Annotated in this window: 27 protein-coding genes; 15 read left to right on the top strand and 12 right to left on the bottom strand. The window is 71.4% G+C overall.

All coding sequences use genetic code 11. From position 1 onward, the window contains the following. Nucleotides 1-90 precede the first annotated feature (90 nt). Both OHT51_RS18670 and OHT51_RS18665 read right to left on the bottom strand, forming a co-directional pair. Nucleotides 91-990, bottom strand: coding sequence for a DUF3558 family protein (locus OHT51_RS18670; protein WP_328880074.1), 900 nt, complete (start codon nucleotides 988-990; stop codon nucleotides 91-93). 137 nt (nucleotides 991-1,127) lie between these two features. After that, nucleotides 1,128-1,988, bottom strand: a complete 861-nt coding sequence (locus tag OHT51_RS18665; RefSeq protein ID WP_328880073.1) for a DUF3558 domain-containing protein — start codon at nucleotides 1,986-1,988, stop codon at nucleotides 1,128-1,130. A gap of 215 nt (nucleotides 1,989-2,203) precedes the next feature. Here OHT51_RS18665 and OHT51_RS18660 point away from each other — a divergent pair, with 215 nt between their 5' ends. Further along, entirely contained in the window at nucleotides 2,204-3,397 is a 1,194-nt protein-coding gene (locus tag OHT51_RS18660) for an RtcB family protein (RefSeq protein ID WP_328880072.1), read from the top strand. Nucleotides 3,398-3,458: 61 nt separating this feature from the next. On the opposite strand, the gene OHT51_RS18655 is transcribed toward OHT51_RS18660, so the two are convergent. Then, nucleotides 3,459-4,205 carry a tyrosine-protein phosphatase gene (locus OHT51_RS18655; RefSeq protein WP_328880071.1) on the bottom strand — a complete coding sequence of 249 codons (747 nt, stop codon included), beginning with the start codon at nucleotides 4,203-4,205 and terminating at the stop codon, nucleotides 3,459-3,461. Nucleotides 4,206-4,216: 11 nt separating this feature from the next. Beyond that, nucleotides 4,217-4,993, bottom strand: coding sequence for an SDR family NAD(P)-dependent oxidoreductase (locus OHT51_RS18650; protein ID WP_328880070.1), 777 nt, complete (start codon nucleotides 4,991-4,993; stop codon nucleotides 4,217-4,219). Nucleotides 4,994-5,097: 104 nt separating this feature from the next. On the opposite strand from OHT51_RS18650, the gene OHT51_RS18645 reads away from it, so the two are divergent. Beyond that, on the top strand, nucleotides 5,098-5,526 hold the full coding sequence (locus tag OHT51_RS18645; RefSeq protein ID WP_328880069.1) for an ester cyclase: 429 nt from the start codon (nucleotides 5,098-5,100) through the stop codon (nucleotides 5,524-5,526). Between the two features lie 9 nt (nucleotides 5,527-5,535). Here OHT51_RS18645 and OHT51_RS18640 read toward each other — a convergent pair whose 3' ends face one another. Further along, nucleotides 5,536-5,871, bottom strand: coding sequence for a YnfA family protein (locus tag OHT51_RS18640; RefSeq protein ID WP_328880068.1), 336 nt, complete (start codon nucleotides 5,869-5,871; stop codon nucleotides 5,536-5,538). A 136-nt stretch (nucleotides 5,872-6,007) separates the two neighbouring features. Here OHT51_RS18640 and OHT51_RS18635 point away from each other — a divergent pair, with 136 nt between their 5' ends. Then, nucleotides 6,008-6,493, top strand: a complete 486-nt coding sequence (locus tag OHT51_RS18635; RefSeq protein ID WP_328880067.1) for a hypothetical protein — start codon at nucleotides 6,008-6,010, stop codon at nucleotides 6,491-6,493. A 15-nt stretch (nucleotides 6,494-6,508) separates the two neighbouring features. Here the strand turns inward: OHT51_RS18635 and OHT51_RS18630 are convergent, their stop codons facing one another. Next, a complete protein-coding gene (locus tag OHT51_RS18630) occupies nucleotides 6,509-6,916 on the bottom strand; it encodes a winged helix-turn-helix transcriptional regulator (protein WP_328880066.1) in 408 nt (135 codons plus the stop codon). Between the two features lie 152 nt (nucleotides 6,917-7,068). Between OHT51_RS18630 and OHT51_RS18625 the strand changes: the two genes are divergently transcribed. Next, nucleotides 7,069-7,959: an NADP-dependent oxidoreductase gene (locus tag OHT51_RS18625; protein ID WP_328880065.1), complete on the top strand. Its 891-nt coding sequence runs from the start codon at nucleotides 7,069-7,071 to the stop codon at nucleotides 7,957-7,959. A gap of 13 nt (nucleotides 7,960-7,972) precedes the next feature. Here the strand turns inward: OHT51_RS18625 and OHT51_RS18620 are convergent, their stop codons facing one another. Continuing rightward, nucleotides 7,973-8,806: an AraC family transcriptional regulator gene (locus tag OHT51_RS18620; protein ID WP_328880064.1), complete on the bottom strand. Its 834-nt coding sequence runs from the start codon at nucleotides 8,804-8,806 to the stop codon at nucleotides 7,973-7,975. Nucleotides 8,807-8,868: 62 nt separating this feature from the next. On the opposite strand from OHT51_RS18620, the gene OHT51_RS18615 reads away from it, so the two are divergent. The 8 genes from OHT51_RS18615 to OHT51_RS18580 all read left to right on the top strand — a co-directional run bounded on the left by OHT51_RS18615 (nucleotide 8,869) and on the right by OHT51_RS18580 (nucleotide 17,439). Next, nucleotides 8,869-9,459, top strand: a complete 591-nt coding sequence (locus OHT51_RS18615) for a TIGR03086 family metal-binding protein (RefSeq protein WP_328880063.1) — start codon at nucleotides 8,869-8,871, stop codon at nucleotides 9,457-9,459. Between the two features lie 123 nt (nucleotides 9,460-9,582). Beyond that, nucleotides 9,583-10,677, top strand: a complete 1,095-nt coding sequence (locus OHT51_RS18610; protein WP_328880062.1) for an LLM class flavin-dependent oxidoreductase — start codon at nucleotides 9,583-9,585, stop codon at nucleotides 10,675-10,677. Continuing rightward, a complete protein-coding gene (locus OHT51_RS18605) occupies nucleotides 10,674-11,270 on the top strand; it encodes an FMN reductase (protein ID WP_328880061.1) in 597 nt (198 codons plus the stop codon). The genes OHT51_RS18610 and OHT51_RS18605 overlap by 4 nt, the downstream gene beginning before the upstream one ends. Before the next feature lie 141 nt (nucleotides 11,271-11,411). Beyond that, nucleotides 11,412-12,143 (top strand): response regulator transcription factor, encoded by a 732-nt coding sequence (locus tag OHT51_RS18600; protein WP_328880060.1) that lies wholly within the window; start codon nucleotides 11,412-11,414, stop codon nucleotides 12,141-12,143. After that, nucleotides 12,144-13,565: an ATP-binding protein gene (locus OHT51_RS18595; RefSeq protein ID WP_443052506.1), complete on the top strand. Its 1,422-nt coding sequence runs from the start codon at nucleotides 12,144-12,146 to the stop codon at nucleotides 13,563-13,565. Nucleotides 13,566-13,715: 150 nt separating this feature from the next. After that, nucleotides 13,716-14,981: an ArgE/DapE family deacylase gene (locus OHT51_RS18590; protein ID WP_328880059.1), complete on the top strand. Its 1,266-nt coding sequence runs from the start codon at nucleotides 13,716-13,718 to the stop codon at nucleotides 14,979-14,981. A 125-nt stretch (nucleotides 14,982-15,106) separates the two neighbouring features. Then, nucleotides 15,107-17,035 (top strand): serine/threonine-protein kinase, encoded by a 1,929-nt coding sequence (locus OHT51_RS18585; protein WP_328880058.1) that lies wholly within the window; start codon nucleotides 15,107-15,109, stop codon nucleotides 17,033-17,035. Further along, on the top strand, nucleotides 17,032-17,439 hold the full coding sequence (locus OHT51_RS18580) for a hypothetical protein (RefSeq protein ID WP_328880057.1): 408 nt from the start codon (nucleotides 17,032-17,034) through the stop codon (nucleotides 17,437-17,439). The genes OHT51_RS18585 and OHT51_RS18580 overlap by 4 nt, the downstream gene beginning before the upstream one ends. 100 nt (nucleotides 17,440-17,539) lie before the next feature. Here the strand turns inward: OHT51_RS18580 and OHT51_RS18575 are convergent, their stop codons facing one another. Continuing rightward, nucleotides 17,540-18,436, bottom strand: a complete 897-nt coding sequence (locus tag OHT51_RS18575; protein ID WP_328884364.1) for a LysR family transcriptional regulator — start codon at nucleotides 18,434-18,436, stop codon at nucleotides 17,540-17,542. A 79-nt stretch (nucleotides 18,437-18,515) separates the two neighbouring features. Here OHT51_RS18575 and OHT51_RS18570 point away from each other — a divergent pair, with 79 nt between their 5' ends. Beyond that, nucleotides 18,516-19,460, top strand: a complete 945-nt coding sequence (locus OHT51_RS18570) for an EamA family transporter (protein ID WP_328880056.1) — start codon at nucleotides 18,516-18,518, stop codon at nucleotides 19,458-19,460. A gap of 41 nt (nucleotides 19,461-19,501) precedes the next feature. Then, complete coding sequence (locus OHT51_RS18565; protein ID WP_328880055.1) at nucleotides 19,502-20,254, top strand: NAD(P)-dependent oxidoreductase; 753 nt, start codon at nucleotides 19,502-19,504, stop codon at nucleotides 20,252-20,254. A gap of 176 nt (nucleotides 20,255-20,430) precedes the next feature. Here OHT51_RS18565 and OHT51_RS18560 read toward each other — a convergent pair whose 3' ends face one another. The 4 genes from OHT51_RS18560 to OHT51_RS18545 form a co-directional block, all read right to left on the bottom strand. Beyond that, nucleotides 20,431-22,074, bottom strand: coding sequence for a glycoside hydrolase family 13 protein (locus tag OHT51_RS18560; RefSeq protein ID WP_328880054.1), 1,644 nt, complete (start codon nucleotides 22,072-22,074; stop codon nucleotides 20,431-20,433). A 72-nt stretch (nucleotides 22,075-22,146) separates the two neighbouring features. Continuing rightward, nucleotides 22,147-23,028: a carbohydrate ABC transporter permease gene (locus tag OHT51_RS18555; protein WP_328880053.1), complete on the bottom strand. Its 882-nt coding sequence runs from the start codon at nucleotides 23,026-23,028 to the stop codon at nucleotides 22,147-22,149. Beyond that, the gene (locus tag OHT51_RS18550) at nucleotides 23,025-24,047 is read right to left on the bottom strand and encodes a carbohydrate ABC transporter permease (protein WP_328880052.1); all 1,023 of its coding nucleotides are present in this window, start codon (nucleotides 24,045-24,047) and stop codon (nucleotides 23,025-23,027) included. The genes OHT51_RS18555 and OHT51_RS18550 overlap by 4 nt, the downstream gene beginning before the upstream one ends. Before the next feature lie 11 nt (nucleotides 24,048-24,058). Then, entirely contained in the window at nucleotides 24,059-25,378 is a 1,320-nt protein-coding gene (locus OHT51_RS18545; RefSeq protein WP_328880051.1) for an ABC transporter substrate-binding protein, read from the bottom strand. 260 nt (nucleotides 25,379-25,638) lie between these two features. On the opposite strand from OHT51_RS18545, the gene OHT51_RS18540 reads away from it, so the two are divergent. Beyond that, on the top strand, nucleotides 25,639-26,694 hold the full coding sequence (locus OHT51_RS18540; RefSeq protein ID WP_328880050.1) for a LacI family DNA-binding transcriptional regulator: 1,056 nt from the start codon (nucleotides 25,639-25,641) through the stop codon (nucleotides 26,692-26,694). Nucleotides 26,695-26,698 lie beyond the last annotated feature (4 nt).

Here is a 26,698-nt window from a genome sequence, read left to right as displayed (position 1 = left end):
CACGAGCCCGGTCCCTTCAGAGGGCCGGGCTCGTGCAACAGGCATGGCTGAGCTGGGTGTTGTGACTCAGCGGTGGGGCAGGTGTGACGGTCAGCTCTTCTTCGACGCTGACTTGGACGGGGAGCCGGCCGCCTTCGAGGAGCTCCCGAAGGGCGACTTCGAGGGAGACTTCGAAGCCGACTTCGACGGGGCGCTGCTCGGCGTGCCCGCGCTGCCGCTGCCGTTCGCGTCCTTCACCGCGGCCACCGCCTCCTTGGCGGCCTTGCGCGCGAGCTTGTCCAGGGACTCCGCGCTCGGGGTCTTCTCACCGGCCAGACCGGCGCCGTTGTAGTCGAGCGTCACGACGACGTTCTCGACCCGGGCCACGATCGTCTCCTGCCGGAAGGAGCCCTCCTTCTTCTTCAGGTCGTAGCGCACCGACGTCGCCTGATCGCCCACCCCGGCGACCGGCTCCGACTTGGTGTTCTTCGCACCCGACACCGACTTCGCGTCCTGGGCCTGCGTCTCGTAGTACTCCTGCGCCCGCTTGTCGGCCGAGCCGCGCGAGGCGTCCGACTCGAAGCGCAGCAGGGAGACGTTGAGCCAGCGGAACTGCGAGCCCTTCACGCCGTTGTTGTCGAGGCTGCTCCAGGAGCAGGAGCCACGCGTCGACGCGTCGTCCGACGAGCCCTCCTTGCCGGACTTGGCCTTGGGGGCGAGCTCCTCCAGCGTCTTCTTCGACAGCGCCTTGCACGCCTGCGGAAGCGCCTTGTACGCCGCCGCCTGCACCGTCGGCGACGGGCTCGCGGACTCGGACGCCGACGCCGAGGCCTTCGTGTCCCCGGCGGCCTTGTCGTCCGAACCGGAGTCCGAGGAACAGCCCGCGGCGATCAGCACCGTGGGGACGACGGCCGCGCAGACAAGGGCACGCTGCAGGCCGTGAAGGCCCTTCCCCCGCTGCTCGCGCTGCTCGCGCCCGTCACGCTGTTCTCGCTCTGCTACTCGCTGCATGGTTCCTTCACTCATGACTGACTCTCGTGGTCCCTGCGGTCGGATCGGGTCCGAGGGGCCACCGTACGCGGTGAAGAAGGTGTGTGGTCTCGTTTCGGTTACGTCGCACTCGGGCGTACGAGGGCGCGTGAAGGGCGCTACTCCGCCAGTTCGTCGGCCAGTTGTGCCGCCAGTTTCTGGGCCCTGTCCTGCATTTCCTCGCTGTCCGGGACCGTGCCGACGGTGGCCGGCTGCTCCTCGTACTCGATCGTCACGATCACGTTGGACGTGCGGAACGCCACAGTCACCTTGCGCTGCTGGGCCGTCGAACCGGAGCTGCTGAGCTTGTCGTCGAGGAAGGCCTCGTCGCCGAGGTCGTCGAGCACACGGGGCTGGAGCCCGGCCGAGGTCGAGGCCGAGGCGGACGGGGAGGTGGACGCGGAGGCGGAGGGCGAGGAGGACGCGGACGCCGACGGTGAGGCCGGGGACGAGGGGGAGGACGAGCCGCTCGGGTCGGCGGAGGGGGTGCCCTCGCCGGTCGCGGTACCGCCGGACTCGGTGCTCGTCGGCTCGGGGAGGTCGGCCGCCGCCAGCAGGGCCGCGAAGAGCTGCTCCGCCTCGCTGTCGTCGCTGACCGACGTGTCGTACGACACCACACGCTCGAAGTCGACGAAGAGATGGTCCGTGGCGTCGCTCGACTCGACCTTCCAACGGCAGCCGACCTTGCGGTCGGTGTCGTAGGTGAGCGTCGGGGCGCCCTCGTACGCCTTCTCGCGCTGGTCCTCGTCCGTGATCTGCCGGATGCCCGGCAGGAGCGAGTCGAGCGTGTCCTCGCCGACCACGCCGCACGGTTCGGGGAGCGTGTCGTAGCGGCCGGGCTCGGCCGCCGCGGTCGCCGTGCCGGAATCGCCGGGGTTGGAGCCGTCGGTCGTGCCGCCGTCGTCGGAGCTGCCGGTGCAGCCGGCCAGCAGCGCCGCGAGGAGGGCGGCGACGCCGGATACGTAGGCCTTCCGCTGCACGGTCAGGCTCCTCTCGACGGTGGCTTCGTGGTCGGTCCGTTGCCGGTCTTTCAGTGTCCCCGCTGGTTATTCGCTTGCCGCACGGGGGCGCCCACTGGAGACAATGTGTATCGCACGCACTGCCGTGGGCGCCGGTCCGCTGTCCCTTTCGTCGACCTTGGTGCCGTTTTTGCGATTTCAGACTTGTATGTGTTTTCCGGGGGATTGAGGACGTTATGTCGTACGTGGAGATGCCGGGCGCGAAGGTTCCCATCCGTATGTGGACCGACCCGGCGACGGTCGAGGACGTGGCGCTGCAGCAGCTGCGCAACGTCGCGACCCTGCCGTGGATCAAGGGCCTCGCCGTGATGCCGGACGTGCACTTCGGTAAGGGGGCGACGGTCGGGTCCGTCATCGCGATGCGGGGCGCCGTGTGTCCGGCCGCGGTGGGCGTGGACATCGGGTGCGGGATGTCGGCGGTGAAGACGTCGCTGACGGCCAATGACCTGCCGGGTGACCTGTCGCGGCTGCGGTCGAAGATCGAGCAGGCGATTCCGGTGGGGCGCGGGATGCACGACGATCTCGTCGACCCCGGGCGGCTGCACGGCTTCGGTACGGCAGGGTGGGACGACTTCTGGGGGCGGTTCGACGGGATCGCGGATGCGGTCAAGTTCCGTCAGGAGCGGGCCGGCAAGCAGATGGGGACGCTGGGCGGCGGTAACCACTTTGTCGAGGTCTGCACGGATACGGATGGTTCTGTCTGGCTGATGCTGCACTCCGGTTCCCGGAACATCGGCAAGGAACTGGCCGAGTTCCACATCGGCGTGGCCCAGAAGCTCCCGCACAACCAGGGCCTGGTCGACCGCGACCTCGCCGTCTTCGTGGCGGACACTCCGCAGATGGCGGCGTACCGGAACGACCTGTTCTGGGCGCAGGAGTACGCCAGGTACAACCGCACGATCATGATGGCGCTCCTGAAGGACGTGGTCCGCAAGGAGTTCAAGAAGGCCAAGCCGACCTTCGAGGCCGAGATCAGCGCGCACCACAACTACGTCGCCGAGGAGCGCTACGACGGCATGGACCTGCTCGTGACCCGCAAGGGCGCGATCCGGGCCGGCTCCGGCGAGTTCGGGATCATCCCGGGCTCGATGGGCACGGGTTCGTACATCGTCAAGGGCCTCGGGAACCCGATGTCCTTCAACTCCGCCTCGCACGGCGCGGGCCGGCGCATGAGCCGTAATGCGGCGAAGCGGCGGTTCTCGACGAAGGACCTGGAGGAGCAGACGCGGGGTGTGGAGTGCCGTAAGGACTCCGGCGTCGTGGACGAGATCCCGGGTGCGTACAAGCCGATCGAGCAGGTCATCGATCAGCAGCGGGACCTGGTGGAGGTCGTGGCGAAGCTGAAGCAGGTCGTCTGCGTGAAGGGCTGAACGAGGCAGGCCCCCGGTGTGCACCGGGGGCCTCTCTCGTGCCGGGGGAGCCGGGGGAGCGTCACCGCTCCAGCAGTGCGGCCCGGAGCGTCTCGCTCAACGACCGTGGGTCCAGGGACAGCGCCTCGGAGACGTAGCCCTCGATGGAGCCGTAACGGCCCGCCAGTTCCGCCAGGAACAGGCGCATGACCGCTTCGGGGGCTCGGCCGAAGCCCGGCCAGGTCGGGGCGCGGCCTTCGTTGCGGGCCTTCCAGTCGGCCAGCAGGGCGGGGGCGGCCAGTTCGGTGAGGGTGAAGTCTTCGGCGATCGTGCGCTCCGGCACCCCGAGCAGGCCCAGGATCAGTGCCGCCAGCAGACCCGTGCGGTCCTTGCCCGAGGCGCAGTGGAAGGCCAGGGGCGTGTCCGACTCCGCTGCCTTCGCCACGAGTTCCAGCGCGCCGCGGATTTCCTTCGTGCCGTCCAGCGCCACCTCCCTGTAGCGCTCTGCCAGATACCCGCCGGGGTCCACGTCGGGCGTCAAGGCCGCCTGGTTGTACGGGCGGTGCTCGATGCTGAGGTTGTGGTAGGTGAACGACGGGTGGTCCGGGATACGGCCGCTGTTCTCGATCTCCCACGGGTAGCGCAGGTCGATGACCGTGCCGATGCCCAGGGCGCGGAAGCGGGTCCAGTCCGCGGTGCCCTCTCTCAACTTGCCGAGCGAGTCCGCGCGGTAGAGACGGCCGGCGCGGACGCGGTGGCCGTCGGTCGTCGGGTAGCCGCCCAGGTCGCGGAAGTTGTGCAGCGCCTCGAAACGTATGTGTCTGTCCACGCTGCGTGACCCTACTTCTCCCTGTGGACCTTCGTGTTGGACGCCTGGGCGCGGGGCCGGACCACCAGGAGGTCGATGTTGACGTGGCTGGGGCGGGTGATGGCCCAGGTGATGGTGTCGGCGACGTCGTCGGCCGTCAGCGGGGCGGCCACGCCCTCGTAGACCTTCGACGCCTTGTCGGTGTCGCCGGAGAAGCGGGTCAGGGCGAACTCGTCCGTCTTGACCATGCCGGGCGCGACCTCGATGACGCGGACCGGGCGGCCGACGATCTCCAGGCGCAGGGTCTCGGCGAGGACGTGGGCGCCGTGCTTGGCGGCGACGTAGCCCCCGCCGCCCTCGTAGGTGCCGTGGCCGGCGGTGGAGGAGACGACGACCACCGTGCCGTCGCCGCTCGCCTCCAGCTTCGGGAGCAGGGCCTGGGTGAGGTTCAGGGTGCCGAGGACGTTCGTCTCGTACATCGTGCGCCAGTCGGCCGGGTCGCCGGTGGCCACCGGGTCGGCGCCCAGTGCGCCGCCGGCGTTGTTCACGAGGACGCCGATCGTCTTGAAGGCCAGGGCGAACTCGTCGACCGCCGCGCGGTCGGTCACGTCCAGCTGGTAGGCCGCGGCCGAGTGGCCGGCCGCGTTGATCTCCTCGGCCAGTGCCTCGATGCGGTCCTTGCGGCGGGCGGTGAGGACCACGCGGTAGCCGGCCGCGGCCAGCTGCCGTGCCGTGGCGGCGCCGATTCCGCTGCTCGCACCGGTGACGACGGCGATGCGGGAGGCGGTGGACGGGGCTGCGGCGGGCATGGCTGCTCCTCTTGCTCGGTCGAGTCCAGGGACTGTCCGGCCAGGATAGGCGCGCGGAGTGGTGGGACAATGAGACGGGTGATCCCCCAACCAGGAGGTGGCTCATGGGACAGGCACGTGACGTCATGGACCGGCTCACCGCAGCGATCACCACGGCGGACCCGAAGGGCATAGCCGAGCTGTACGCACAGGACGCGGTCGCCGTCACCCCCGATGGCGGAGAACTGCACGGGCGAGACGACATCACCGCGTACTGGCGCCAGATGGCGGAGATGATTCCCGACGGCCGGTACGAGTCGGTGCACTCCTACGAGGTCGGCAACACGGCCATCGACGAGGGCGTCTTCACCGGCCGGAACACGGGACCGATCCAGCTGCCCACGGGAGAGACGCTGCCCGCGACGCAGAAGGAGATCAGGATCCGCGGGGTCGACTTCGCCACCGTCGACGACAGCGGACACATCGTCGACTACCGGCTCTACTTCGACGAGATGGAGTTCCTCGGGCAGTTGGGGCTGCTGCCGCCGGCCTGAGCGCGTCGGTCAGTCGCCTCGCGGCGCGTACATGATCACCGCCATGCCCGCGAGGCAGATCAGTGCGCCCGTGACGTCCCAGCGGTCCGGGCGGTAGCCGTCGGCGACCATGCCCCAGGCCAGTGAACCGGCGACGAAGACACCGCCGTACGCGGCGAGGATGCGGCCGAACTCGGCGTCGGGCTGGAGTGTGGCGATGAAGCCGTAGGCGCCGAGGGCCATCACGCCCGCGCCGATCCACAGCAGGCCGCGGTGTTCGCGCACACCCTGCCAGACCAGCCAGGCGCCGCCGATCTCGAAGAGGGCGGCGACGACGAACAGGGCCGCGGAACGCAGGATGAGCATGCGGGCAGCTTGCCATGGGGCGGCAGCGTGTCCGTTCCGCGGTGCCGGGCGGCGCACGTCACCTGTTGGACGGCGCCTGCGGCGCGCTCCGCGTGGGATACATCCGTACGACCACGCTGGAGTGAGGAGTGGGCGGATGCGGCGGATGAGGGTTGCTGCGGTGTGCGGTGCGGCCGTGATAGCGGCGGTCGGCGGGATGGCCGTGGCCCCGGCCGCCGGGGCGGTGAGCGCGCCGGAGGCGGCTCTCGCCTTTCACGGCTCCGCCGCCATGTCGGGCGGCCGGGTCGCCGTACGGTTCACGCCGTACCGGCTCGGGACGGGTGCCGTGCCGGACTCGTTGGCGCTGGTACGGCTGCGCTTGTCCGAGGCGCTGGCGGACCGGCAGGCGCTGCCCGAGAGGTGTGCGCGGGCGGGGGAGCGGATCGTGATGTGCCGGGTCGGGGCGCTGGACGCGGACGGGGTGGGGGAGCCGGTCGGTCTGCGGGTACGGCTGCGGGGCGCGCCGTCGGAGGTGCTGGTGGAGTTCGACACCGTGCGCACCGGTGGCGCGGCGGGCGCGGACCGCGGGAACGACCAGCAGCGGGTGCTGGTGCTGGACACGGGGGACTCGTACCACTTCTGACGCTTCGGTCCCGTCCTACTCGTCCGGGGTCTCGCTGTCGTAGCGCTCGCGTGCCTGGCGGACCTCGTCGAAGTGGGTCTCCGCCCAGTCCTTCACCGCGGTCAGCAGCAGGGCCAGGCCGTGTCCGAGCGGCGTGAGCTCGTAGTCGACGCGGACGGGGACCGACGGGGTGACGGTGCGCGTGAGGAGGCCGTCCCGCTCCAGTGAGCGCAGGGTCTGGGTCAGCATCTTGGGGCTGACGCCGGCGATCTTGCGGCCGAGGTCGCTGTAGCGCATGGGGCCCGCGGAGAGGGCGGCGACGACGAGGCTGACCCACTTGTCGCTGAGGCGGTCCAGGAGCTGGTTGGTGGGGCAGCTCTTGAGGAACGCGTCGTAGGCGATACGGGCCTCTTCGCGCCGCTGGGCCGCTGTCGTGGTCGGCATGGCTCACCTCGCGGGTATGTACGCACTCCCAGGTAACTACTTACGAATAGATAGTAACTCTTCCTAGGGTTGTTGCAACAGCGGGGAAACCCTCCCCGACATGCATCGACAGTCATCGAGATGCACTGATTGCACATACCAGGAGAGTTGCCATGCGCGCTGCTGTGGTGAGGACGTTCGGCGGACCGGACGCCGTGGAGGTCTTGGAGCGGGAGGTGCCCGAGCCGGGTGCGGGGCAGGTGCGGATCAAGGTCGCGGCTGCCGCGCTGAACCCGGTCGACGCGGGGCTGGCGGCCGGTGTCTTCGGGGGTGCCGGCGCTGATGTCGGGCTCGGCTGGGACGTGGCCGGGACGGTGGACGCGGTGGGGCCGGCCGCTTCCTGGAGTGTCGGGGACGAGGTGGTGGCGCTGCACCACGGCATGCTCAGGCCGCTCGGTACGCATGCCGAGTACGTCGTCGTCCCCGCGGACGCCGTCGCCAAGGCCCCGGCGACGGCCGACGCCGTCCACGCGGCGACGCTGCCGCTGAACGCCCTGACCGCCGCGCAGGCCCTGGACCGGCTGGAGTTGGGGGCGGATCACTCGCTGCTGGTGACGGGCGCGGCGGGCGCGGTCGGCGGATACGCCGTCCAACTCGCCGCTCACCGGGGGATGTCCGTGACCGCCCTGGCCCGCGAGGCCGACGAGGAACTCGTACGGTCCTTCGGGGCCACCCGCTTCACGGCGGGTGCCGTCGAGGCGGGCAGCTTCGACGCCGTGCTGGACGCCGCGATCCTCGGCGAGACGGCGCTTGAGTGGGTGCGGGACGGGGGCGCCTACATCGGCGTCATTCCGGGCACCCAGCCCGGTTCCGTGCGCGGGGTGCGGACCGGTGCGGTCGAGGTGAGCGCGGACGGGGCGCAGCTCGCCGAACTGGTCCGGCTGGTGGACGACGGGGTGCTGACCCTCCGGGTGGCCGAGATCTTCGCGCTGGTCGACGCGGCCAAGGCGCACGCCCGGCTGGCGGAGGGCGGGGTGCGGGGCCGGTTGGTCCTGGTTCCTTGACCGTCGGTGTTCCTCAACCGTCGGTGCCGCCGGACCGGGCGTCCGCCGCGTACGCCGTCGGCGGCACCCCCACCGTCGCCGTGAAGTCCCGGACGAGGTGGGCCTGGTCGGCGTAGCCGAGTTCGCCGGCCAGGGTGGCCCAGTCGACGTCGGTGCGGGTGCCGGTGAGGTCCAGGGCCTCGTGGATGCGATAGCCGAGGACGCACCACTTGGGGCTGACGCCGACGTACGTCGAGAACAGGCGCTGCAGCGCCCGCACCGACAGGCCCTGTTCCTCGGCGAAGTCGCCGACGCGGCGCACCGTGCGGTCGGCGCGGATGTGCCGGACGAGGTCCATGGCGAGGTCGGCCTGCGGGTCCGGGGCGCAGGGCAGGGCGAGCAGGAAGGCGTCGAGGGCGGCCACGCGGGCGGCGTCGTCGGCAGGGGTGACGATCGTGTGGGCGGCGTCGCCCGTGGCCTGCGCGAACACCTCGTGGGCGGGCAGCGCGCGGCCCGTCCACCGCGACACCGGCACCTCGGGGGCGTAGGGCCGGAAGCCGCCGGGCCGGAACTTCGCCCCGCAGACCCGGCCCCGGCCGGTCAGCTTCCGGGTGTAGAGGCCGAGCGCGACGCCGGTGACCTCGGCATACGGCGGCCCCTCGTCCTCGTCCCACTGGAAGGTGAGGTTCACGGCCGGGTGCGGGACGATGTGCGAGGCGTAGGGCGCGGGCAGGTCCCAGTCGATGAGCCAGTACCACTCGACGTACCGGCGCAGCGGCTCGGCGGGCTCGTGGCGGCGGAACCGGACGCGGTTCAGCAGCGCGGCCGGGTCGACGATCCCGCGGGTGTCGTGGCGGGGTGCCTCCATGGCGGGATCGTACGTCGCGTTTCTTCAAGAAGGGCAGCCGCCGATGTCCCTACCGTCGAGGCATGGACACGAACAGTGTGAAGACGTACGGCATCGGCGAGCTGCTGGCGATGGCGCGCGAGCGGGCGGTCGTGGTCGTGCGGGGCATCTCCGACGAGGCGCTCGTCGCGCCCACGCCCTGCGCGGAGTACGACGTGAAGGCCCTGGTCAATCACCTCTACCAGGTGATCGTGCAGTTCCAGCGGCTGGCCGCGAAGGAGGCGTCGGACTTCGGCGACACCCCGGACCGGGTCACCGGGAACGCCGAGTGGCGCGAGGGGCTCGCGCTGGAGGCGGACCGGCTGGTGGCGGCCTGGTCCGTCCCCGGCGCCGAGGAGGGGACGACCGGCGGGATGGACATGCCCGCGCGGCTGGTCGGCTCGATGGCGCTGCTCGATCTGACGGTGCATGTGTGGGACCTGGCCCGGGCGACCGGCCAGGACTACCCGGGCGCCGACGAGGCGGTCGTGACGGAGCTCGCCGGCGCGGTGGACACGCTGGCACCGACGGCCAGGAAGATGGGGGTGTTCGGGGAGCCGGCCCCCGAGCCGGAGGGCGCGTCGCGGTTCGAGCGCCTGCTCGCGCGAACCGGCAGGGATCCGCGCTGGCGGTGATCACGGCGGACCGGGGTCGTCCGGGCAGGTCGGCGGTGGTTTCGGCGGGCCGGGAATAGTCGCTGACGGGTCTCCGTTCTCCAGGTATAGTTGAAGCGTCAACAATCTGGAGGGTGAGCGACCATGCAGTTCGGGATCTTCAGCGTCGGCGATGTCACGCCGGACCCCACCACGGGCCGTACGCCGACCGAGCGCGACCGCATCAAGGCCATGGTCGCCATCGCGCTGAAGGCCGAGGAGGTCGGGCTCGACGTCTTCGCGACCGGCGAGCACCACAACCCGCCGTTCGTGCCGTCGTCCCCGACGACGATGCTCGGCTACATCGCGGCGCGGACGGAGCGGCTGGTCCTCTCCACCTCCACCACCCTCATCACCACCAACGACCCGGTGAAGATCGCCGAGGACTTCGCGATGCTCCAGCACCTGGCCGACGGCCGGGTGGACCTGATGATGGGCCGGGGCAACACCGGCCCGGTCTATCCCTGGTTCGGCAAGGACATCCGGCAGGGCATCAACCTCGCCATCGAGAACTACGCCCTGCTGCACCGGCTGTGGCGCGAGGACGTCGTGAACTGGGAGGGCAAGTTCCGTACGCCCCTCCAGGGCTTCACGTCCACGCCCCGCCCGCTGGACGGTGTGGCGCCGTTCGTCTGGCACGGCTCGATCCGCTCGCCGGAGATCGCCGAGCAGGCCGCGTACTACGGCGACGGCTTCTTCCACAACAACATCTTCTGGCCGGCCGACCACACCAAGCAGATGGTCGAGCTGTACCGGAACAGGTACGCCCACTACGGGCACGGCACCCCCGAGCAGGCGATCGTCGGGCTCGGCGGGCAGGTCTTCATGCGGAAGAACTCGCAGGACGCGATCCGTGAGTTCCGGCCGTACTTCGATGTCGCGCCGGTGTACGGGCACGGCCCGTCGCTGGAGGACTTCACGGACCAGACGCCGCTGACGGTCGGCTCCCCGCAGCAGGTGATCGAGAAGACGCTCTCCTTCCGCGAGTACGCGGGCGACTACCAGCGCCAGCTGTTCCTGATGGACCACGCCGGGCTGCCGCTGAAGACGGTCCTGGAGCAGCTCGACATGCTCGGCGAAGAGGTCGTGCCGGTGCTGCGCAAGGAGTTCGCCGCCGGGCGGCCGGCCGAGGTGCCTCAGGCGCCCACGCACGCGTCCCTGCTGGCGAAGAAGGGTGCGGAAGAGGTGACCGTCGCATGAAGCTCGTCGTCGTGTCCGCGGGGCTGAGCGTCCCGTCCTCCACCCGGCTGCTCGGCGACCGGCTGGCGGCGGCAACGGTCCGACAGGCCGCCGACCCGGTGGACATCGAGGTGGTCGAGCTGCGCGACCTCGCGGTGGAGATCGCGCACAACTTCACCAGCGGCTTCCCCGGCCGGCAGCTCGCCGCCGCGATCGACGCGGTGACCTCGGCCGACGGCCTGATCGTCGTCACGCCGGTGTTCTCGGCCTCGTACAGCGGCCTGTTCAAGTCCTTCTTCGACGTGATCGAGAAGGACGCGCTGGCCGGCATCCCGGTGCTGATCGCCGCGACCGGCGGCACGGCCCGGCACTCCCTGGTCCTGGAGCACGCCCTGCGTCCGCTCTTCGCCCACCTGAGGGCCGTGGTCGTCCCGACCGGCGTGTACGCCGCCTCGGAGGACTGGGGCGCCGAAGGGCTGAACGGGCGCGTGGAGCGGGCGGCGGGGGAACTGGTCAGCCTGATGGCCGGACGGCCCGCCCAGAGAAGGGCCGAGCTCGAGGTGGTGCCCTTCGCCGAGCAGCTGGCGGCCATTTCCAGCCCGTCCGGCGCTTGAGGACGAGGCCGTTCAGGCCGAAACGGGGGTCCGGGGGCGGAGCCCCGGAGACGGCCGTGTGACGGTGAGATCCCAGTAAGAAGGGCAACTGCAGCGCACCCGAAACGGCCGAACCGCCGGAGGCCTTGGCAGACTGAACCCGTGTCCCAGACTGTTCTCCTCGCCGAAGACGACCGCGCCATCCGCCACGCCCTGGAGCGCGCGCTGACCCTGGAGGGCTACCAGGTCACCGCGGTCGCCGACGGCGTCGAGGCGCTGGCGCAGGCCCATCGCACGCCGCCGGACGTGCTGGTGCTGGACGTGATGATGCCCGGCATCGACGGCCTCCAGGTCTGCCGGGTACTGCGCGCCGAGGGCGACCGCACCCCGATCCTGATGCTGACGGCGCTCGTGGAGACCCAGGACCGCATCGCCGGCCTGGACGCGGGCGCCGACGACTACGTGGTGAAGCCCTTCGACGTCGAGGAGGTGTTCGCCCGGCTGCGCGCCCTGCTGCGCCGCACCAGCGAGGCGAACGGCGCCCCCGTCGACGTACCGAAGCAGCCGCAGCCCCCCGCCCCCGAGCCCTCCGGCCGGCTGATCGAGGCGGCCGGGCTGCGGATGGACCCGCAGGCACGGCGGGCGTGGCGGGGCGGGCGGGAGCTGGAGCTGACACGGACCGAGTTCGAGCTCCTTGAGCTGCTGGTCCGCAACGCCGGCATCGTCCTCGACCACTCCACCATCTACGACCGCATCTGGGGCTACGACTTCGGCCCCGGCTCCAAGAACCTCGCCGTCTACGTCGGCTACCTGCGCCGCAAGCTCGACGAGCCGGGCGCGCCGCAGCTGATCCACACGGTGCGCGGGGTGGGTTACGTGCTGCGGGAGGACTGAGTGAGCACGGCCCGGCGGCGGCTCGGGAAACTGCTGACAGCGCGACGCAGCACAGGACTGGGCACCACCTTCGCCCTGTCCTTCGCCGCCGTGACCGCCGTGGTCACCGTCCTGGTCGGCCTGCTGTCGTACACCGCCGCCGCCCGGCTGGTGCGGGTCGACCAGGAGTCCGTGTTCGACGAGGTCGTACAGGACCTGCGGGGCGAGGTCCGGCAGCGGCCGATGACCCCGAACGACTTCTCCTCCTCCGCGCCGGGCCACGATCTCGTGCGGCCCGCCCGTACCGATGTGCAGGTGCTGGGCCCGGACGGGGCCGTCGTCGACCCCGGGCGACCGGGACTGCCGGTCACGCCGGCCGACCGGCGGATCGCGGCCGACGGGACGGCCGGGCGGATGGTCCAGCACAAGGACGTCGACGTCGGCAGCGACGTCTACCGCGTCGCGACCGTCGCGCTCGGCGGCGGACGGGGCGCGGTGCAGATCGCCCAGGAGTTCAGCGACACCGAGGACCTGCTGCGGGCACTCCAGCAGCGGACACTGCTGCTGATGGCGGCGGTGGTGACCCTGGCGGGGCTCTTCGGCTGGTGGCTGGCCCGGCGTATCACGCGCCGCCTGGTCGTCCTCACCTCCGCCGCCGAGGACGTCGCCCGCACCCGGCGGCTCGGCATCCAGGTGCCGGTCGCCGGCTACGACGAGGTCGGCCGGCTGGGCCGCGCCTTCGACCGCATGCTGGGGCGCCTCGCCCAGTCGGAGGAGGACCAGCGGCGGCTGGTGCAGGACGCGGGCCACGAGCTGCGCACCCCGCTCACCTCACTCCGTACGAACATCTCCCTGCTGCGCCGCATCGACGAACTGCCTCCCGACACCCGTGACGAACTGGTCGCGGACCTGGGCCAGGAGGCGCGTGAACTGACCGACCTCGTCAATGAGCTGGTCGACCTGGCGGCCGGGCAGTCCGACGCCGAGCCGGCCCAGCGGGTGGACCTCGCCGACATCGCCGAGGACGTCGCGGGGCTCGCCCGGCGGCGTACGGGACGGCGGATCGTGGTCCGCGCGTGCGGGGAGACGACGACACAGGGGCGGCCGGCGATGCTCCAGCGCGCGGTGACCAACCTCGTCGAGAACGCGGCGAAGTTCGACCGCGAGGGGACCGCGCCGATCGAGATCAACGTCGCCGGGCCCGCCCGGCCCGGGACGGTGCGCGTCGAGGTCCTCGACCGGGGGCCCGGTATCGCCGAGGACGACCTGATCCGGGTCTTCGACCGCTTCTACCGGGCCGCCGACGCACGGTCGCTGCCGGGGTCCGGGCTGGGGCTGTCGATCGTGCGGGAGGTGGCGTTGTCGCACGGCGGAGCGCCGTTCGCGTTCCGGCGGGACGGGGGCGGGACGGCGATCGGGTTCACGGTGGGCGGTTCCGGCTGAGGGCCGCACGCTCTCGGATCTCCATGGCTCGTACTCCTTGGCACGTACTCCGTGGACCGGATCTCCCGGGATCGGATCTCGTGGCATGGGCCACTATCTGTTCGGGCGGGGCGTGCGTCGTGCCCGCCGGCCGAGGGGAGGAGCGTCATCGTGCTGAGCGACGTGGAGAGCGCTGTACTGGCGGGGATCGACGAGGCCGGGATCGGACGGACGCTGCTGGAGCTGATCTCCGTGCCCAGCGTGACCGGGAGCGCGGCCGAGTCGGAGCTTCAGCATCTGCTGGCGGGGCGGCTGGAGCGGCTCGGCCTCGATGTCGACCTGTGGTCCATGGACCTGGACGCGCTGCGCGCGGACCCCGGGTTCCCGGGGGCGGAGGCCGAACGCGAGGAGGCCTGGGGCCTGGTCGGGGTGACGGAGGACGGCGGCGACGGGCCCACCTTCGTCCTCCAGGGCCACGTGGACGTCGTACCGCCGGGGGACCTGGACGCCTGGGCCGGCGATCCGTTCGTGCCCAGGGTGGTCGGGGATGTCGTCCACGGCCGGGGCGCCTGCGACATGAAGGCCGGCCTGGTGGCCCACCTCGCCGCGCTCACGGCGATACGGGCCGCCGGGGTGCGGCTGCGCGGGCGGGTCGGCGTGCACTTCGTCGTGGGCGAGGAGGACGGCGGCCTCGGCGCGTTCGGCACGCTGCGGCGCGGCCACCGGGGCGACGTCTGCGTCATCGCCGAGCCGACGGGCGGCGCACTCGTCACCGCCAACGCCGGCGCGCTGACCTTCCGTATCGCCGTGCCCGGCAAGGCGGCCCACGGCAGTGCGCGGGACCAGGGCACGAGCGCGCTCGACGCGTATCTGCCGCTGCACCGGGCGCTGGCCCGGCTGGAGACCGAGCGCAACCGGGACGTGCATCCCCTGATGGCCGAGCACCCGATCCCCTACGCGCTGTCGGTGGGGACCCTGCGCGCCGGGGACTGGGCGAGCAGCGTGCCCGATCTGCTGGTCGCCCAGGGGCGGCTGGGGGTGCGGCTGGGGGAGGACCCGGCGCAGGCGCGGGCCGCGTTCGAGCAGTGCGTGGCGCGGGCGTGCGCCGCGGACCCCTGGCTGCGCGAGCATCCGGCGACCGTGAGCTGGCCGGGCGGGCAGTTCGCCGGCGGGCGGCTGCCGGAGGGGCATCCCTTGCCGGAGGTGATCCGGGGCGCCCATGCCGACGCCGGGGGAGCCGGAGGGCTGCGGGAGTGCGGGGCGCCGTACGGGAGCGATCTGCGGCTGTACGCCGGGGCGGGGATCCCGACGTTGCAGTTCGGGCCGGGGGACATCCGGGTGGCGCACAGTGAGCGGGAGCGGGTGTCGCTCGCCGAAGTGGTGCAGGCGGCACGGACGCTGGCGGTGACGGTGCTGCGGACGGTCGGCACGAAGTAGGCCGAGCGGCCGACGCCCTGAGGCCGGGGCGGCAGGCCGACGCCTTGAGAGGGTCCTGTGCTCGTCCGCATGAAGTCCCGTGAAAACAGTCACTGTTGGGCCATGGCTACGTACACTCCGTGACCGTGTTGACGTTGAAGGCCGGGCACGAAGTCGCCGGCCGCTACCTCCTCCGTGAACCCATCGGCAGCGGCGGGATGGGCGTCGTCTGGCAGGCCTGGGACGAGACGCTGAAGCGGATCGTCGCGGTCAAGTGCGCGCGCCCGGACGACGAGCATGCCGCCAGAAGGCTCCGGAAGGAGGCGCAGTACGCCGCGCGGCTGCACCATCCGAACGTCGTTCCTATCTTCGACTTCGTCGAGGAGGCGGACGCCGGATCCGGCGAGGCCACCTGCTGGATCGTCATGGAGTACGTCCCCTCCCGCAGCCTCGCCCAGATCGTGGCCGACAGCGGCCCGCTCCCGCCCGAGGACGCCGGGTCCGTCGGCTCCCAGATCGCCGCCGCGCTGGCGAAGTCGCATGCCCTGGGCGTCGTGCACGGCGATGTCACGCCGGAGAACATCCTGGTGACCGAGGACGGGGTCGCCCGGCTGACCGACTTCGGCATCGCGCGCGCCCTGTGGAGCGACGTCACGCAGACGCACACGGTCACGACGGGTGTGGTGCGGGGCAAGCCCAAGTACCTCGCACCCGAGTTGGCCAGGGGACGGCCGGCGGACGAGAAGGCCGACGTGTTCTCCCTCGGCGCCAGCGTGTTCGCGGCGGTCGAGGGGCAGTCGCCGTACGGCGTGGTGGACCACCCGATGGCCTACGTCGCCCGGGCCATCGAGGGGCACCTCGAACCCGCCGAGCGGGCCGGCCGGCTCACCGCCCCGCTGGCCGCGCTGCTGGCACCGGACCCCCGGCGCCGCCCCGACGCCGCCGAGGCGCACCGGTTGCTGACCCGGGCCGCCCCGCCGCCCCCGGAGGTCCAGGGCAGACTGCACGACGCCCACACCCCGCACCTCGCCTCGCTCACCCTGCGGCTGCCGCGTGCCGTGCGGCGTCGGCGGCGCCCCCTGGCGATCTCGGCCGGGGCACTGGCTGTGGCGGCCGCGGTCATGGCGGGGATCCTCGTCGCCACGTCGGGCGGCGACCCGGACGACACCCCCCGCGCCCCTGACGCGAAGCCCTCCGCCACGGCCCCCGCGCAGGCCGGCGCCATCGGCGGCATCCGTACGGCCAACCCGTGCGGGCTGCTCGACGCCACCTCCCTGAGCCGCTTCGGAGACACCGAACTCGACCCGGACTACGGTGAGTTGGACCGCTGTGACGTGCTCGTACTCGGCGACGACGGGGACGAGATCGCCGGTGTCGAGGCCAACTTCCTCAGTGAGGCCCGGGAGTTCGACGGCGGCGTGCAGGTCCGTAGGGTCGGCAACGTCCAGGTCGCCAGCTTGACGCGCGTCGCCGATCACTGTGAGCGGTACATCCGGACCTCCGACCGCCGGGGGATCATCATCCGCGGGGAGCGGCGGGGGGCCGGCGCCCCCGATCCCTGTGCCCTGGCCGACGCCGCCACCGACTACGCGGTCACGGTGCTGGACCGGGGCCCGGTGCCCCGGCGCGCGGAGTCCTGGCCGGCCACCTCGCTCGCCCGCCTCGACGCCTGCAAGCTGCTCGGCACCGCCGCGCTCGACCGCGTACCGGACCTGCGGACCCGGCCGTCGGACCACGGTTTCGCCGACTGGGACTGCGAATGGGCGAGCGCGGACGGCGACAAGGCCTTCGTGGAGTTGTCCTTCACCCGGGACAACCAGCTGGAGGACGACGGACGGCCGAAGTCCCTCGCCGGGACGACGGCTTACGTCTCCGCGGAGGAGGAGGGCGAGGGCAGTTGCGTCGTGTACGCACCGCACCGCACGTACACCAACTCCGTCGGCGACCGCACGACCGAGCTGATCCGGCTGACCGTACTCGGGCAGCGGCCGGCCGAGCAGGAGTGCGCCACGGCCGAGGCGCTGACGGCCACCGCGCTGAAGAACATCGCCGACCAACTGCCGGAGGCGAAATGATCGCAGGCCACCGACCCCACCGCCCCCTCGACCACGCCCGCACCCGGCCCGCCCCCGGCGGCGGCCGGGCCCTCCCTCCCACCCACGGCAGCCTCGCCCGCGGCGCCTTTGCGCCCGTACCCGGCACGCTCTTCGCCCTCGCCATCGGCGGCGGCATGATGCTGGGCCCCGGGGCGGGCCGCGAGGTGCTGTTCGGGCGCAACCGGCCCGAGGTGCACGTCTGTCCGGGCGAGGACGACCCCCAGGTCAGCCGCCACCAGGGCACGCTCACCCATCGCGACGGGCACTGGTGGATCAGCAACACCGGCCGCCTGCCGATCCGCTGCCCCGCAGGCCGCCTGCCCTTCGGGGACGAGGAACCGCTGCCCCTCGACACCGTGGCCCGCCCCCGGCGGCGGCCGTGATCCGCGCCCTGCTGACGTCGACGACGCTGGTGCCGATGACCTGGCGGTGATCGACGGGGCGTGATCTGCGGTGACCATTCCCCCGTACGCCCTGCCGCCGTCAGTTCCCTGAGGAACGTCCTACCCCGAGAACGTCGAGCATCGCCCGCGTCGCCGGGCTGGGGTTGAAGCGGCTCCACGCCAGGTACTCCAGGCGATGCGGTCCGTCGAGCACCCGGACCAGGGCCAGTTCGGGGTCGTCGGCGGCCAGCGGGCCGATGTACGCCGACGGCAGCAGCGCGATGCCGAGTCCGCGGGCGACCAGCCGGGAGATCAGCTCGACGACGCCGGCCTCGTACGCGACGTCCCGGACCAGACCGGCCGCGGCGAAGGCCCGGTCGGACTGGGCGCGGGCCGGTGTCCCGGCCGCGAAGTCCACGAACGTCTCGTCGGCGATCTCCGCCAGCCTGACCCGGGAAGCCCCCGCGAGCCGGTGCCCGGCCGGCACGACGAGGGCGTGCTCGTCGTGATCGAGGACGACTGATTCGACGCCGGACGGAGCCTCGCCCTCCGGCAGACCCAGGAAGGCGATGTCCAGGTCGCCGTCGCGGATGGCCGTCGCCAGTTCGTCGCTGCGTCCGGAGCGCAGGACGACATGGACGTCCGGGTACCGGGCGCGGTACCGCTGCAGCAGTTCCGGTACGTCCACGGCAGCCGTCGTCACGATCACACCGACGGCGAGCCGGCCCCGTACGACTCCGGTCGCCGCGGCGGCATCGGCGACCGCGCGGTCGGCCGCGGCCAGACACTCGCGCGCGGCGGCGACGAACGCCTCCCCGGCGCTGGTCAGCTCCACACGGCGGCTGGAGCGGGCGAACAGCCGGACCCCGAGCTCCCGTTCCAGTCCGGCGATCCGGTGACTGAGCGACGACTGCACCACGTCGCAGTGCTCTGCGGCCCGGGTGAAGTTGCGGGTTTCGGCGACGGCGACGACGTAACGCATCTGCTGGAGGTCCACGCTTCCATCGTTCTGCTTCATGGCTGTGATGACAACCATGCTTTGGAGTCATGGAGGGCGACTGCGGAGACTGCGTCACATGCACTCCTTGACCGAGCGGTCACCGGGCCCGGTACGGCCTTCGTACGCGCTGCCGGTGACCACCGCCGCGACCGCCGCAACCGTCGCCCTCACCGCTATCGCCCCCGCGACGTGGGGCACCACATACGCCGTGACCACGGAACTCCTCCCGCCCGGGCACCCGATGTTCGCCGCACTGATGCGCGCCCTGCCCGCCGGGCTGCTCGGGCTGGCGATCACGCGCGTGCTGCCGCGCGGGGACTGGTGGTGGCGGGCCGCCGTCCTTGGCGCGCTCAACATCGGCGTCATGTTCCCCCTGTTGTTCGTGGCCGCCGAACGGCTCCCCGGCGGTGTCGCCGCCACCCTCGGCGCCACCCAGCCACTGCTCGTCGCCGGGCTCGCCATCGCCGCGCTCCACGACCGGCCGACGGCCTGGCGATGGACGTGGGGCGTGATCGGCGTCGCCGGCGTCGGACTCGTCGTGCTCGGGCCGGACGCCCACCTGGACGCCGTCGGGGTGCTCGCCGGCCTCGGCGGTACGGCCGCCATGGCCGGCGGGGTCGTCCTCACCAAGCGCTGGGGCCGTCCCGAGGGCGTCGGCCCGCTGACCCTGGCCGGCTGGCAACTCACCGCCGGCGGACTGCTGTTGCTCCCCCTCACCCTCGCGATCGAGGGGGTGCCGCAGCGGATCGACGCCGGGGCGGCCGGCGGCTACCTGTGGCTCGGCAGCATGGGCGGCTTGATCGCGTACACGCTCTGGTTCCGCGGCATCGGCAGGCTGCCGGTCGGGGCGTCCGCACCGCTGGTGCTGCTGTCCCCGCTGGTCGCGACCGTCGTCGGCCTCGCCCTGGGCGAGTCGCTGAGCCTGCCGCAGAGCGCCGGCTTCGCGCTCGCCCTGGCCGCATTGCTGGCGGCACAGCTCAATTCGCCGAAGGCGCTGATGAGAGGAGCACGGGTTCGATGAGTACGGATTCGATGAGTACGGATTCGATGAGGACGGGTTCGATGACGACGAGGTCGATGAAGGCAGGCATGACGATCGCCGTACTCGGGGCCACCGGGATGGTCGGCAGCCGGGTGATCGACGAGGCGGGGGCACGCGGACACCAGGTGCTCGCCCTCTCTCGGAAACCCCCGAGCCAGGGCCCGAACGTGATGCCGATCGCGGTCGACGCGAACGACCCCTCCGCCTTACGCGAGGCGCTCACGGGCGCCGCGGCGGACGCCGTCGTGCTCACCGTACGGACGCTTCCGGTCGACCAGGAGTTGCTGGTCGGCGTCACCCGCACGGTGCTGGACGTCGCCGCCCGACTCGGCATCCGCGTCCTCGTCGTCGGCGGCGCCGGCGCGTTGCGCAGCCCGGACGACCCCGACCTCCTGGTGGCCGACGACCCCGCGTACGTGCCGGCCGAGTGGCGGGCCGTGGCGGCGGCCGGAACGGCCCAGTTGCGGACCTGCGAAGCCCACTCCGACGCCGACTGGGTCTATCTGAGCCCACCCGCCCTGCTGGAACCCGGCGACCGGACCGGCCGCTACCGGCGGGGCACCGACACCCCGCTCACCGGCGCGGACGGCCGTTCGCGGATCAGCGCGGAGGACCTGGCGGTCGCGGTGCTCGACGAACTGGAGTCCTCCGGCCCCGAGAGCCGCAGCCACCCTGTCCGCCGCATCCGCCACTTCACGGTCGTCCACTGCGACATGAGTTCAGCGTCGGCAGTCCGGCACGCGGTCGGACGAGGTTGCGCTCCAGGGCGGTGAAATCGTTTTCTTCCTGACCTGGGCTCTCCGGGCGGACGCGTGCCGCCAGTCGATCTTCACTCGAAAGGATCCGGCGGGTGCTGGCCGTCCGGTGGGGGACATCAGGGTCAGGGCGGGACCCGGGAGCCACCCGGAGACCCGCCCTGACGTGATGCGGGCTCGACCACGCCCTTGAGTTACACCGTCAGCCAGGCCGCCTGGTCCGGCGCCAGCACCGCACCCTCCAGGGGACCGCTCGACAGCAGCACCGAGGTGTGGACGGGCAGCGGACACGGCTCGGCCGAGAGGTTGACCACGCACACGAAACCGGGCTCGCGGCTGAAGGCGAGCACACCTTCGGAGGTCTCCAGCCAGGTCATCGTGCCGTCGCCGAGGGCGGGGTGCTCGCGGCGCAGACGCAGCGCGGTGCGGTACAGCTCCAGCATGGAGTCCGGGTCCCCGGACTGGGCCGCCACGGTGTGCGGCGCCCAGTCGACGGGCTGCGGCAGCCAGGGCTCGCCGGTGGCGCCGTCGGGGCTGAAGCCGTACGGGGCGCCGCGGCCGGACCAGGGGATCGGGACCCGGCAGCCGTCGCGGCCACGGTCGGTGTGGCCGGAGCGTTCCCAGACGGGGTCCTGGAGCACGGCCTCGGGCAGGTCCTCGACCTCGGGCAGGCCGAGTTCCTCGCCCTGGTAGACGTAGGCCCCGCCGGGCAGGGACAGCATCAGCAGGGCGGCGGCGCGGGCACGACGGGTGCCCAGTTCCAGGTCGAGGGGGCCCTCGGGTTCGTACGAGGTGTTCGCCACCCAGCGCTTGGTGGCCTTGCGGCCGTAGCGGCTGGGGTGGCGTACGACGTCGTGGTTGGACAGCACCCAGGTGGCGGGCGCGCCCACCGCGCCGAGCATTTCCAGGGAGCCGTCGATGACCGCGCGCAGGTCCTTCGGGTGCCAACTCGACATCAGGAAGTCGAAGTTGAACGCGGTGTGCAGGCCGTCCCGGCGGACGTACGCGGCGAGGCGCTCGGGGGTGTCCGCCCAGGCCTCGGCGACGAAGGACCGGTCGCCGGGGAACTCGTCGGCCACCTGGCGCCAGGCGCGGTAGATGTCGTGGACCTCGTCGCGGTCCCAGTGCGGATGGTCGACGTGCTGCCAGGCCTGCCCGTCGTCCGGGTCCCGCCGGGGCGGCAGGTCCGGGAGCTCCGGGTGCTTGATCAGGCCGTGGGCGACATCGATGCGGAAGCCGTCCACGCCGCGGCCGAACCAGAAGCGCAGGACCGACTCGAACTCGGCGCGCACCTCGGGGTGTTCCCAGTTGAGGTCCGGCTGTTCGGGGGCGAAGAGGTGCAGGTACCACTGGCCGTCGGGCAGCCGGGTCCAGGCGGGGCCGCCGAAGCAGGAGACCCAGTCGTTGGGCGGCAGGGAGCCGTCGTCGCCCCGGCCGGCACGGAAGACGTAGCGTTCCCGCTCCGGGCTGCCGGGGCCCGCCGCCAGCGCCTCCTGGAACCAGGCGTGCCGGTCGGAGGTGTGGTTGGGCACGATGTCGGGGATGACGCGGATTCCGTGCGCGTGCGCCTCCTCGATGAGCTGCTCGGCCTCGGTGACCGTGCCGAACACCGGGTCGATCTCACGGAAGTCGGCCACGTCGTAACCGTGGTCCGCCATCGGGGACTTGTACCAGGGGTTGATCCAGATGGCGTCCACGCCCAGCGACTTCAGGTACGGCAGTCGGGAGCGGATGCCGGCGATGTCGCCGACGCCGTCGCCGTTCCCGTCGGCGAAGCTGCGGATGTAGACCTGGTAGATGACGGCGCTGCGCCACCAGGGTGCGGAGGTGGGGGACAAGGTGGTGTGTCTCCTCGGTCGTTCTCTTCTTCGGACGTTCTCTTGGCTTCGTGGAGTCGCGGAGGGGGGCGGCTACTTCGCCGCGCCCGCGGTGAGGCCGGCGACGATGCGGCGCTGGAAGAGCAGCACCATGACCACCAGCGGGACCGTGACGAGGACGCCGGCGGCCATCTGGCTGCCGAACGGCGTCTCGTAGGTGGTCGCGCCGGTGAACTTGGAGATGGCGACCGGCGCGGTCTGCATGTCGGGCTTGTTGGTCATCGACAGGGCGATGAGGAACTCGTTCCAGGCGGCGATGAAGGTGATGATCGCCGTGGTGAAGATGCCGGGCGCGGCCAGCGGGATGATGACCTTGCGGAACGCCTGGCCGCGTGTGCAGCCGTCGACCATCGCCGCGTGCTCCAGCTCGTCCGGCATCTGCCGGAAGAACGTGGTCAGGTTCCACACGGCCAGCGGCAGCGCGAAGGACATGCTCGGCACGATCAACGCCTGGTAGGTGTTGATCCAGCCGACGTCCGTGAACAGCTTCAGCAGCGGGACCACGATCGACACCACCGGGAACATCGAGGTCGCGATCACGAGGGTCAGGATGAGCCGCTTGCCGCGGAACTCCAGCCGGGCCATCGCGTAGGCGGTGAACGTGGCCAGCACCAGCGCCAGGACGGTGGTGACACCGGCGACGACCAGGCTGTTCAGCAGCGCCCGCCCGAAGCCCTGCGCCGGGTCGAACACCGCCCGGTAGTTCTCGAAGGACACCGGGGACGGCACGAGCGAGGTGTCGAAGATGTCCGAGGTGCGGCGCAGGCTGGAGACCAGCATCCAGTAGAAGGGCGCCAGACAGCAGGCGACGACGGCGACGACTGAGGCATAGAGCAGTCCGCTGCGCCACTTCGCGGTGACGGGCGTCGTCCTCGTGCTGATGGCGGTCGTCTTCGCGGTGAGGGTGGTCGTCATGCCGTCACCTCCATGCGGCGGCGTCCTGCCTTCTTCCGGCGGCGGGCGGCGCCCTCGCCGACGAGGTCCGCGCCGAGCAGCCGTACGAAGGCCAGGGCGATGAGGAAGACGTAGAGGAAGAGGAGCACGGCATAGGCGGAGGCCGGTCCGAAGCGGACGTTGGACGCCTCGTTCTGCGCGAGCATGGACAGGGTTTCCACCGAGTGCTTCTGAGCGCCGACGAGGATGTACGGCAGGTCGAACATCCGCAGCGCGTCCATGCAGCGGAACAGCACCGCCACCAGCAGCGCCGGTTTCACCAGGGGCAGTGTGATGTGCCAGAACTGGCGGGGCGGACGTGCGCCGTCGAGGCGGGCCGCCTCGTAGACCTCCTTCGGGATCACCTGCAGGCCGGCCAGGACGAGCAGGCCGATGAAGGGGGCCGTCTTCCACACCTCGGCGACGATGACCGCGACCTTGGCGTGGAAGCCCTCGGTGGTCCACAGGATCTGGTGCCCGATCAGGGCGTTGGCGACGCCGTCGCTGTTGAAGATCCACCGCCACAGCAGACCGGAGATCGCGGTGGGCACCGCCCAGGGGATCAGGATCCCGGCGCGCACGAAGCCGCGGCCCCGGAACGCCTTGTGCATGATCAGGGCCATGGCCACCCCGATCACGGTCTCCAGACCGACCGTGACGACGGTGAAGAAGGTGGTGTTCCAGAAGGCGTTCCAGAACCGCTCCCCGGCCGCGCCGAAGATGTCGGCGTAGTTCTTCAGGGCGACGAACGGCTCGGTGTCGCTGATGAATCCGGTCGCCGGGTCCAGGCCCTTCGGCCCGTACAGCGACTCCTTCAGCGCCATGAGCGTCGGGTAGATGACGACGATCGACAGCACCAGCAGGGTCGGGGACACCAGCAGGGCCGCCAGCCGCCCCGATCCGGCGGTCGCGCGCGCAGGCTTCCCCGCGAGCCGACGGCGGGTCACGGGTTCGCGGGACGGCCCGGCGTCGACACCGGGCGGGATCTCGGTCTTGGTCATGGCCCCGCCCCTCACTGCGCGACGGACTTCCGCAGCGCCGCCTGCAGGTCCTTCAGCGCCTGCGCGCTGCTCTTGTCACCGGTCAGGGCGGCATACGCGTGCTGCTGGACCGCCGCGGTCACATCGCCGTACTGCACGACGCGCGGACGCGGCACGGCCCGCAGGATGGACTCCTTGAGCACGGGCAGGTACGGGTACTGCGCGATCAGCGTCTTGTCGTCGTACTGGGATGCGTACGGCGGGGCGGCGGAGGCCTTCTTGAGTTGGGTGGCCGTGTTCTCCTCGCTGGTGAAGAACTTGATGAAGTCCAGGGCCGTGGCCTTGTTCTTCGCGAAGGAGGACAGGGCCATGTTGTGGCCGCCCAGGCTGGAGGCGCCGGGCCCGTTCAGGCCGGGCAGCGGGGCGACCGCGTACTTCCCCTTGATGCCGCTGTTGGCTGCCAGGCCGTACATGTAGGGCCAGTTGCGCAGGAAGACGAGCTTGCCGGACTGGAACGCCTGGCGGCCGTCCTCCTCCTGGTAGGTGACGCCCTCCGCCGGGATCGTGCCGTCCTTCGCGGAGCCGACGAGGAAGTCCAGGCCCTTCCTGGCCTCGGGGGTGTCGACGTCGGGCGTGCCCTTCGCGTCGGTGACGGTGCCGCCCGCCGAGTTCACGGCCTCGGCGAAGTTCACGGTCAGGCCCTCGTACTTCTGGAACTGGCCGGCGTAGCAGGACATGTCCTTCGCCTCGGGCAGCCTCTTCACCTTGGCACAGGCCGCCTTCAACTCGTCCCAGGTGACCGGGGGTTGACTGACCCCGGCCTTCTTCAGCAGGTCGGTGCGGTAGTACAGCATTCCGCCGTCGGAGCTGCCGGGAACCGCGTAGAGGCCGCCGCGGTACTTGGCCGTCTCGACCACTGGCTTCAGCATCCTGCTCAGCGGGAACCGCTCCTGCGGCAGCCTGTCGATCCACTGGTGGGCGGCGAACTCCGACGTCCACACGACGTCGAGGGACAACACCGTGTAGGCGTCGGACTTCGTCTCCGCGTTCTGGATCATCTGCCGGCGCTGGGCGTCCGGGTCCGTCGGCAGCTGGATGAAGGTGACCTTCTCCTTCGGGTGCTGCTTGTTCCAGCGGTCGATCATCGGCTGGACGGAGCCGGTGGTGTCCTTGCCGGCCACGTACGTGATGGGGCCGCGCCCCTCGAACGACGGCGCTCCGGACTGCCCGGAGTCGGTGCCGGCGGACGAGGAGCAGGCGGTGATGAGCAGCCCGCCGGCAGCGAGCGCGGCCGAACACCGGAGCGCTCTGGTGGTGGTCCTGGACGTGGGGGAGGTCTTGGTCGTCGTCACTGTCTCTCCTGGGCGTGCGGATCCTCTTGAGACTGCGTTGTCATCGCCCTGATCGAATAATTAGGCAGGTCAGAGCAATGGCAGCAATGGTTCTGGGGATGGTCCGATGGCGATTTGGTCCCATCGGGACAACGCTTGCAAGCTAGGGGCGGCCTAACCGGAAGTCAATGTGCTACTTGGCGGTAGTACTGCGAAGTGCATGCTGAAAGCGCTGTCATCCGGACCCGGGGAAGCTGTGTCCCCTGTGCTACCGTCCGCTCATGCCACCAGCTCAGCGGCACCCGACGATGGCCGACGTGGCCGAACGGGCCGGGGTCTCCACATCCACCGTCTCCCGCACCCTGCGCGGACTGTCCACCGTCTCGCCCGACGTGCGCGCACGCGTCGAGAAAGCCGCACGCGAGCTGAACTTCGCCGTGTCACGACAGGCTGCAAGCCTTGTCACGGGCCGCACCGGGAACGTCGCGGTGCTCGTGCCCACGCTCGACGCATGGTTCATGGGAGCCGCCCTGTCCAGCCTGGCCCCGCTGCTGCGGGCGGCCGGCATGGAGCTCAACGTCTATGTGATCCCCGACCTGGCCGAGCGCACCTCGTTCTTCGAACGCCTCCCGGCCCGGCGCAACGCGGACGCCCTGCTGGTGTTCTCCTTCGACCTCACCGACGAGGAGACCGCGCGGCTGGACAGCCTCGGCATCCCCGTCATCTACGTCAGCCAGCACGTCGAAGGACGGCCCAGCGTCTACGTCGACGACGTGGCCGGCGCCCTGCACGGCACCCGGCACCTGCTCAACCTCGGCCACCGTCGGATCGCCTTCCTGGCGACGCAGGGCGCCAGCGGCTTCTCCTTCAGCTCCAACGAACGGCTGATCGGCTACCAGCAGGCGCTCACCGAAGCGGGCGTCCCGCTCGACGACGACCTGGTGACCGCGGTCCAGGTCGCCGACAGGCGCGGCATCGCCGAGGCGCTCGGCACGCTGCTCAGCCTCCGCGAGCCGCCCACGGCGATCTTCGCCGAGCAGGACGAGGTCGCGGTCGCGTCCGTCCGGATCCTGCGCAGGACACAGATCGCCGTTCCGGAACGGATCTCCGTCCTCGGCTTCGACGACCAGCCGCTCGCCGACTGGTTCGACCTGTCCACGGTGGCCCAGTCCGCGGCGGACATCGGCCGCGAGGCCGGCGAGCTGGCCCTGCGGCTCATCGAGGACTCCGAGGACGAGCACGAGCGGCACGTCGTGCTGCCGACGCATGTGATGCCCCGAGCCACCACGGCGCCCGTGTACCGCCCTCAGGGGGAGGCGGAGGAGGGGCGGGGATGACGCG

It is taken from the genome of Streptomyces sp. NBC_00299, from assembly GCF_036173045.1.
Lineage (GTDB): Bacteria > Actinomycetota > Actinomycetes > Streptomycetales > Streptomycetaceae > Streptomyces > Streptomyces machairae.
This window is presented reverse-complemented; position numbering and strand designations above follow the sequence as displayed.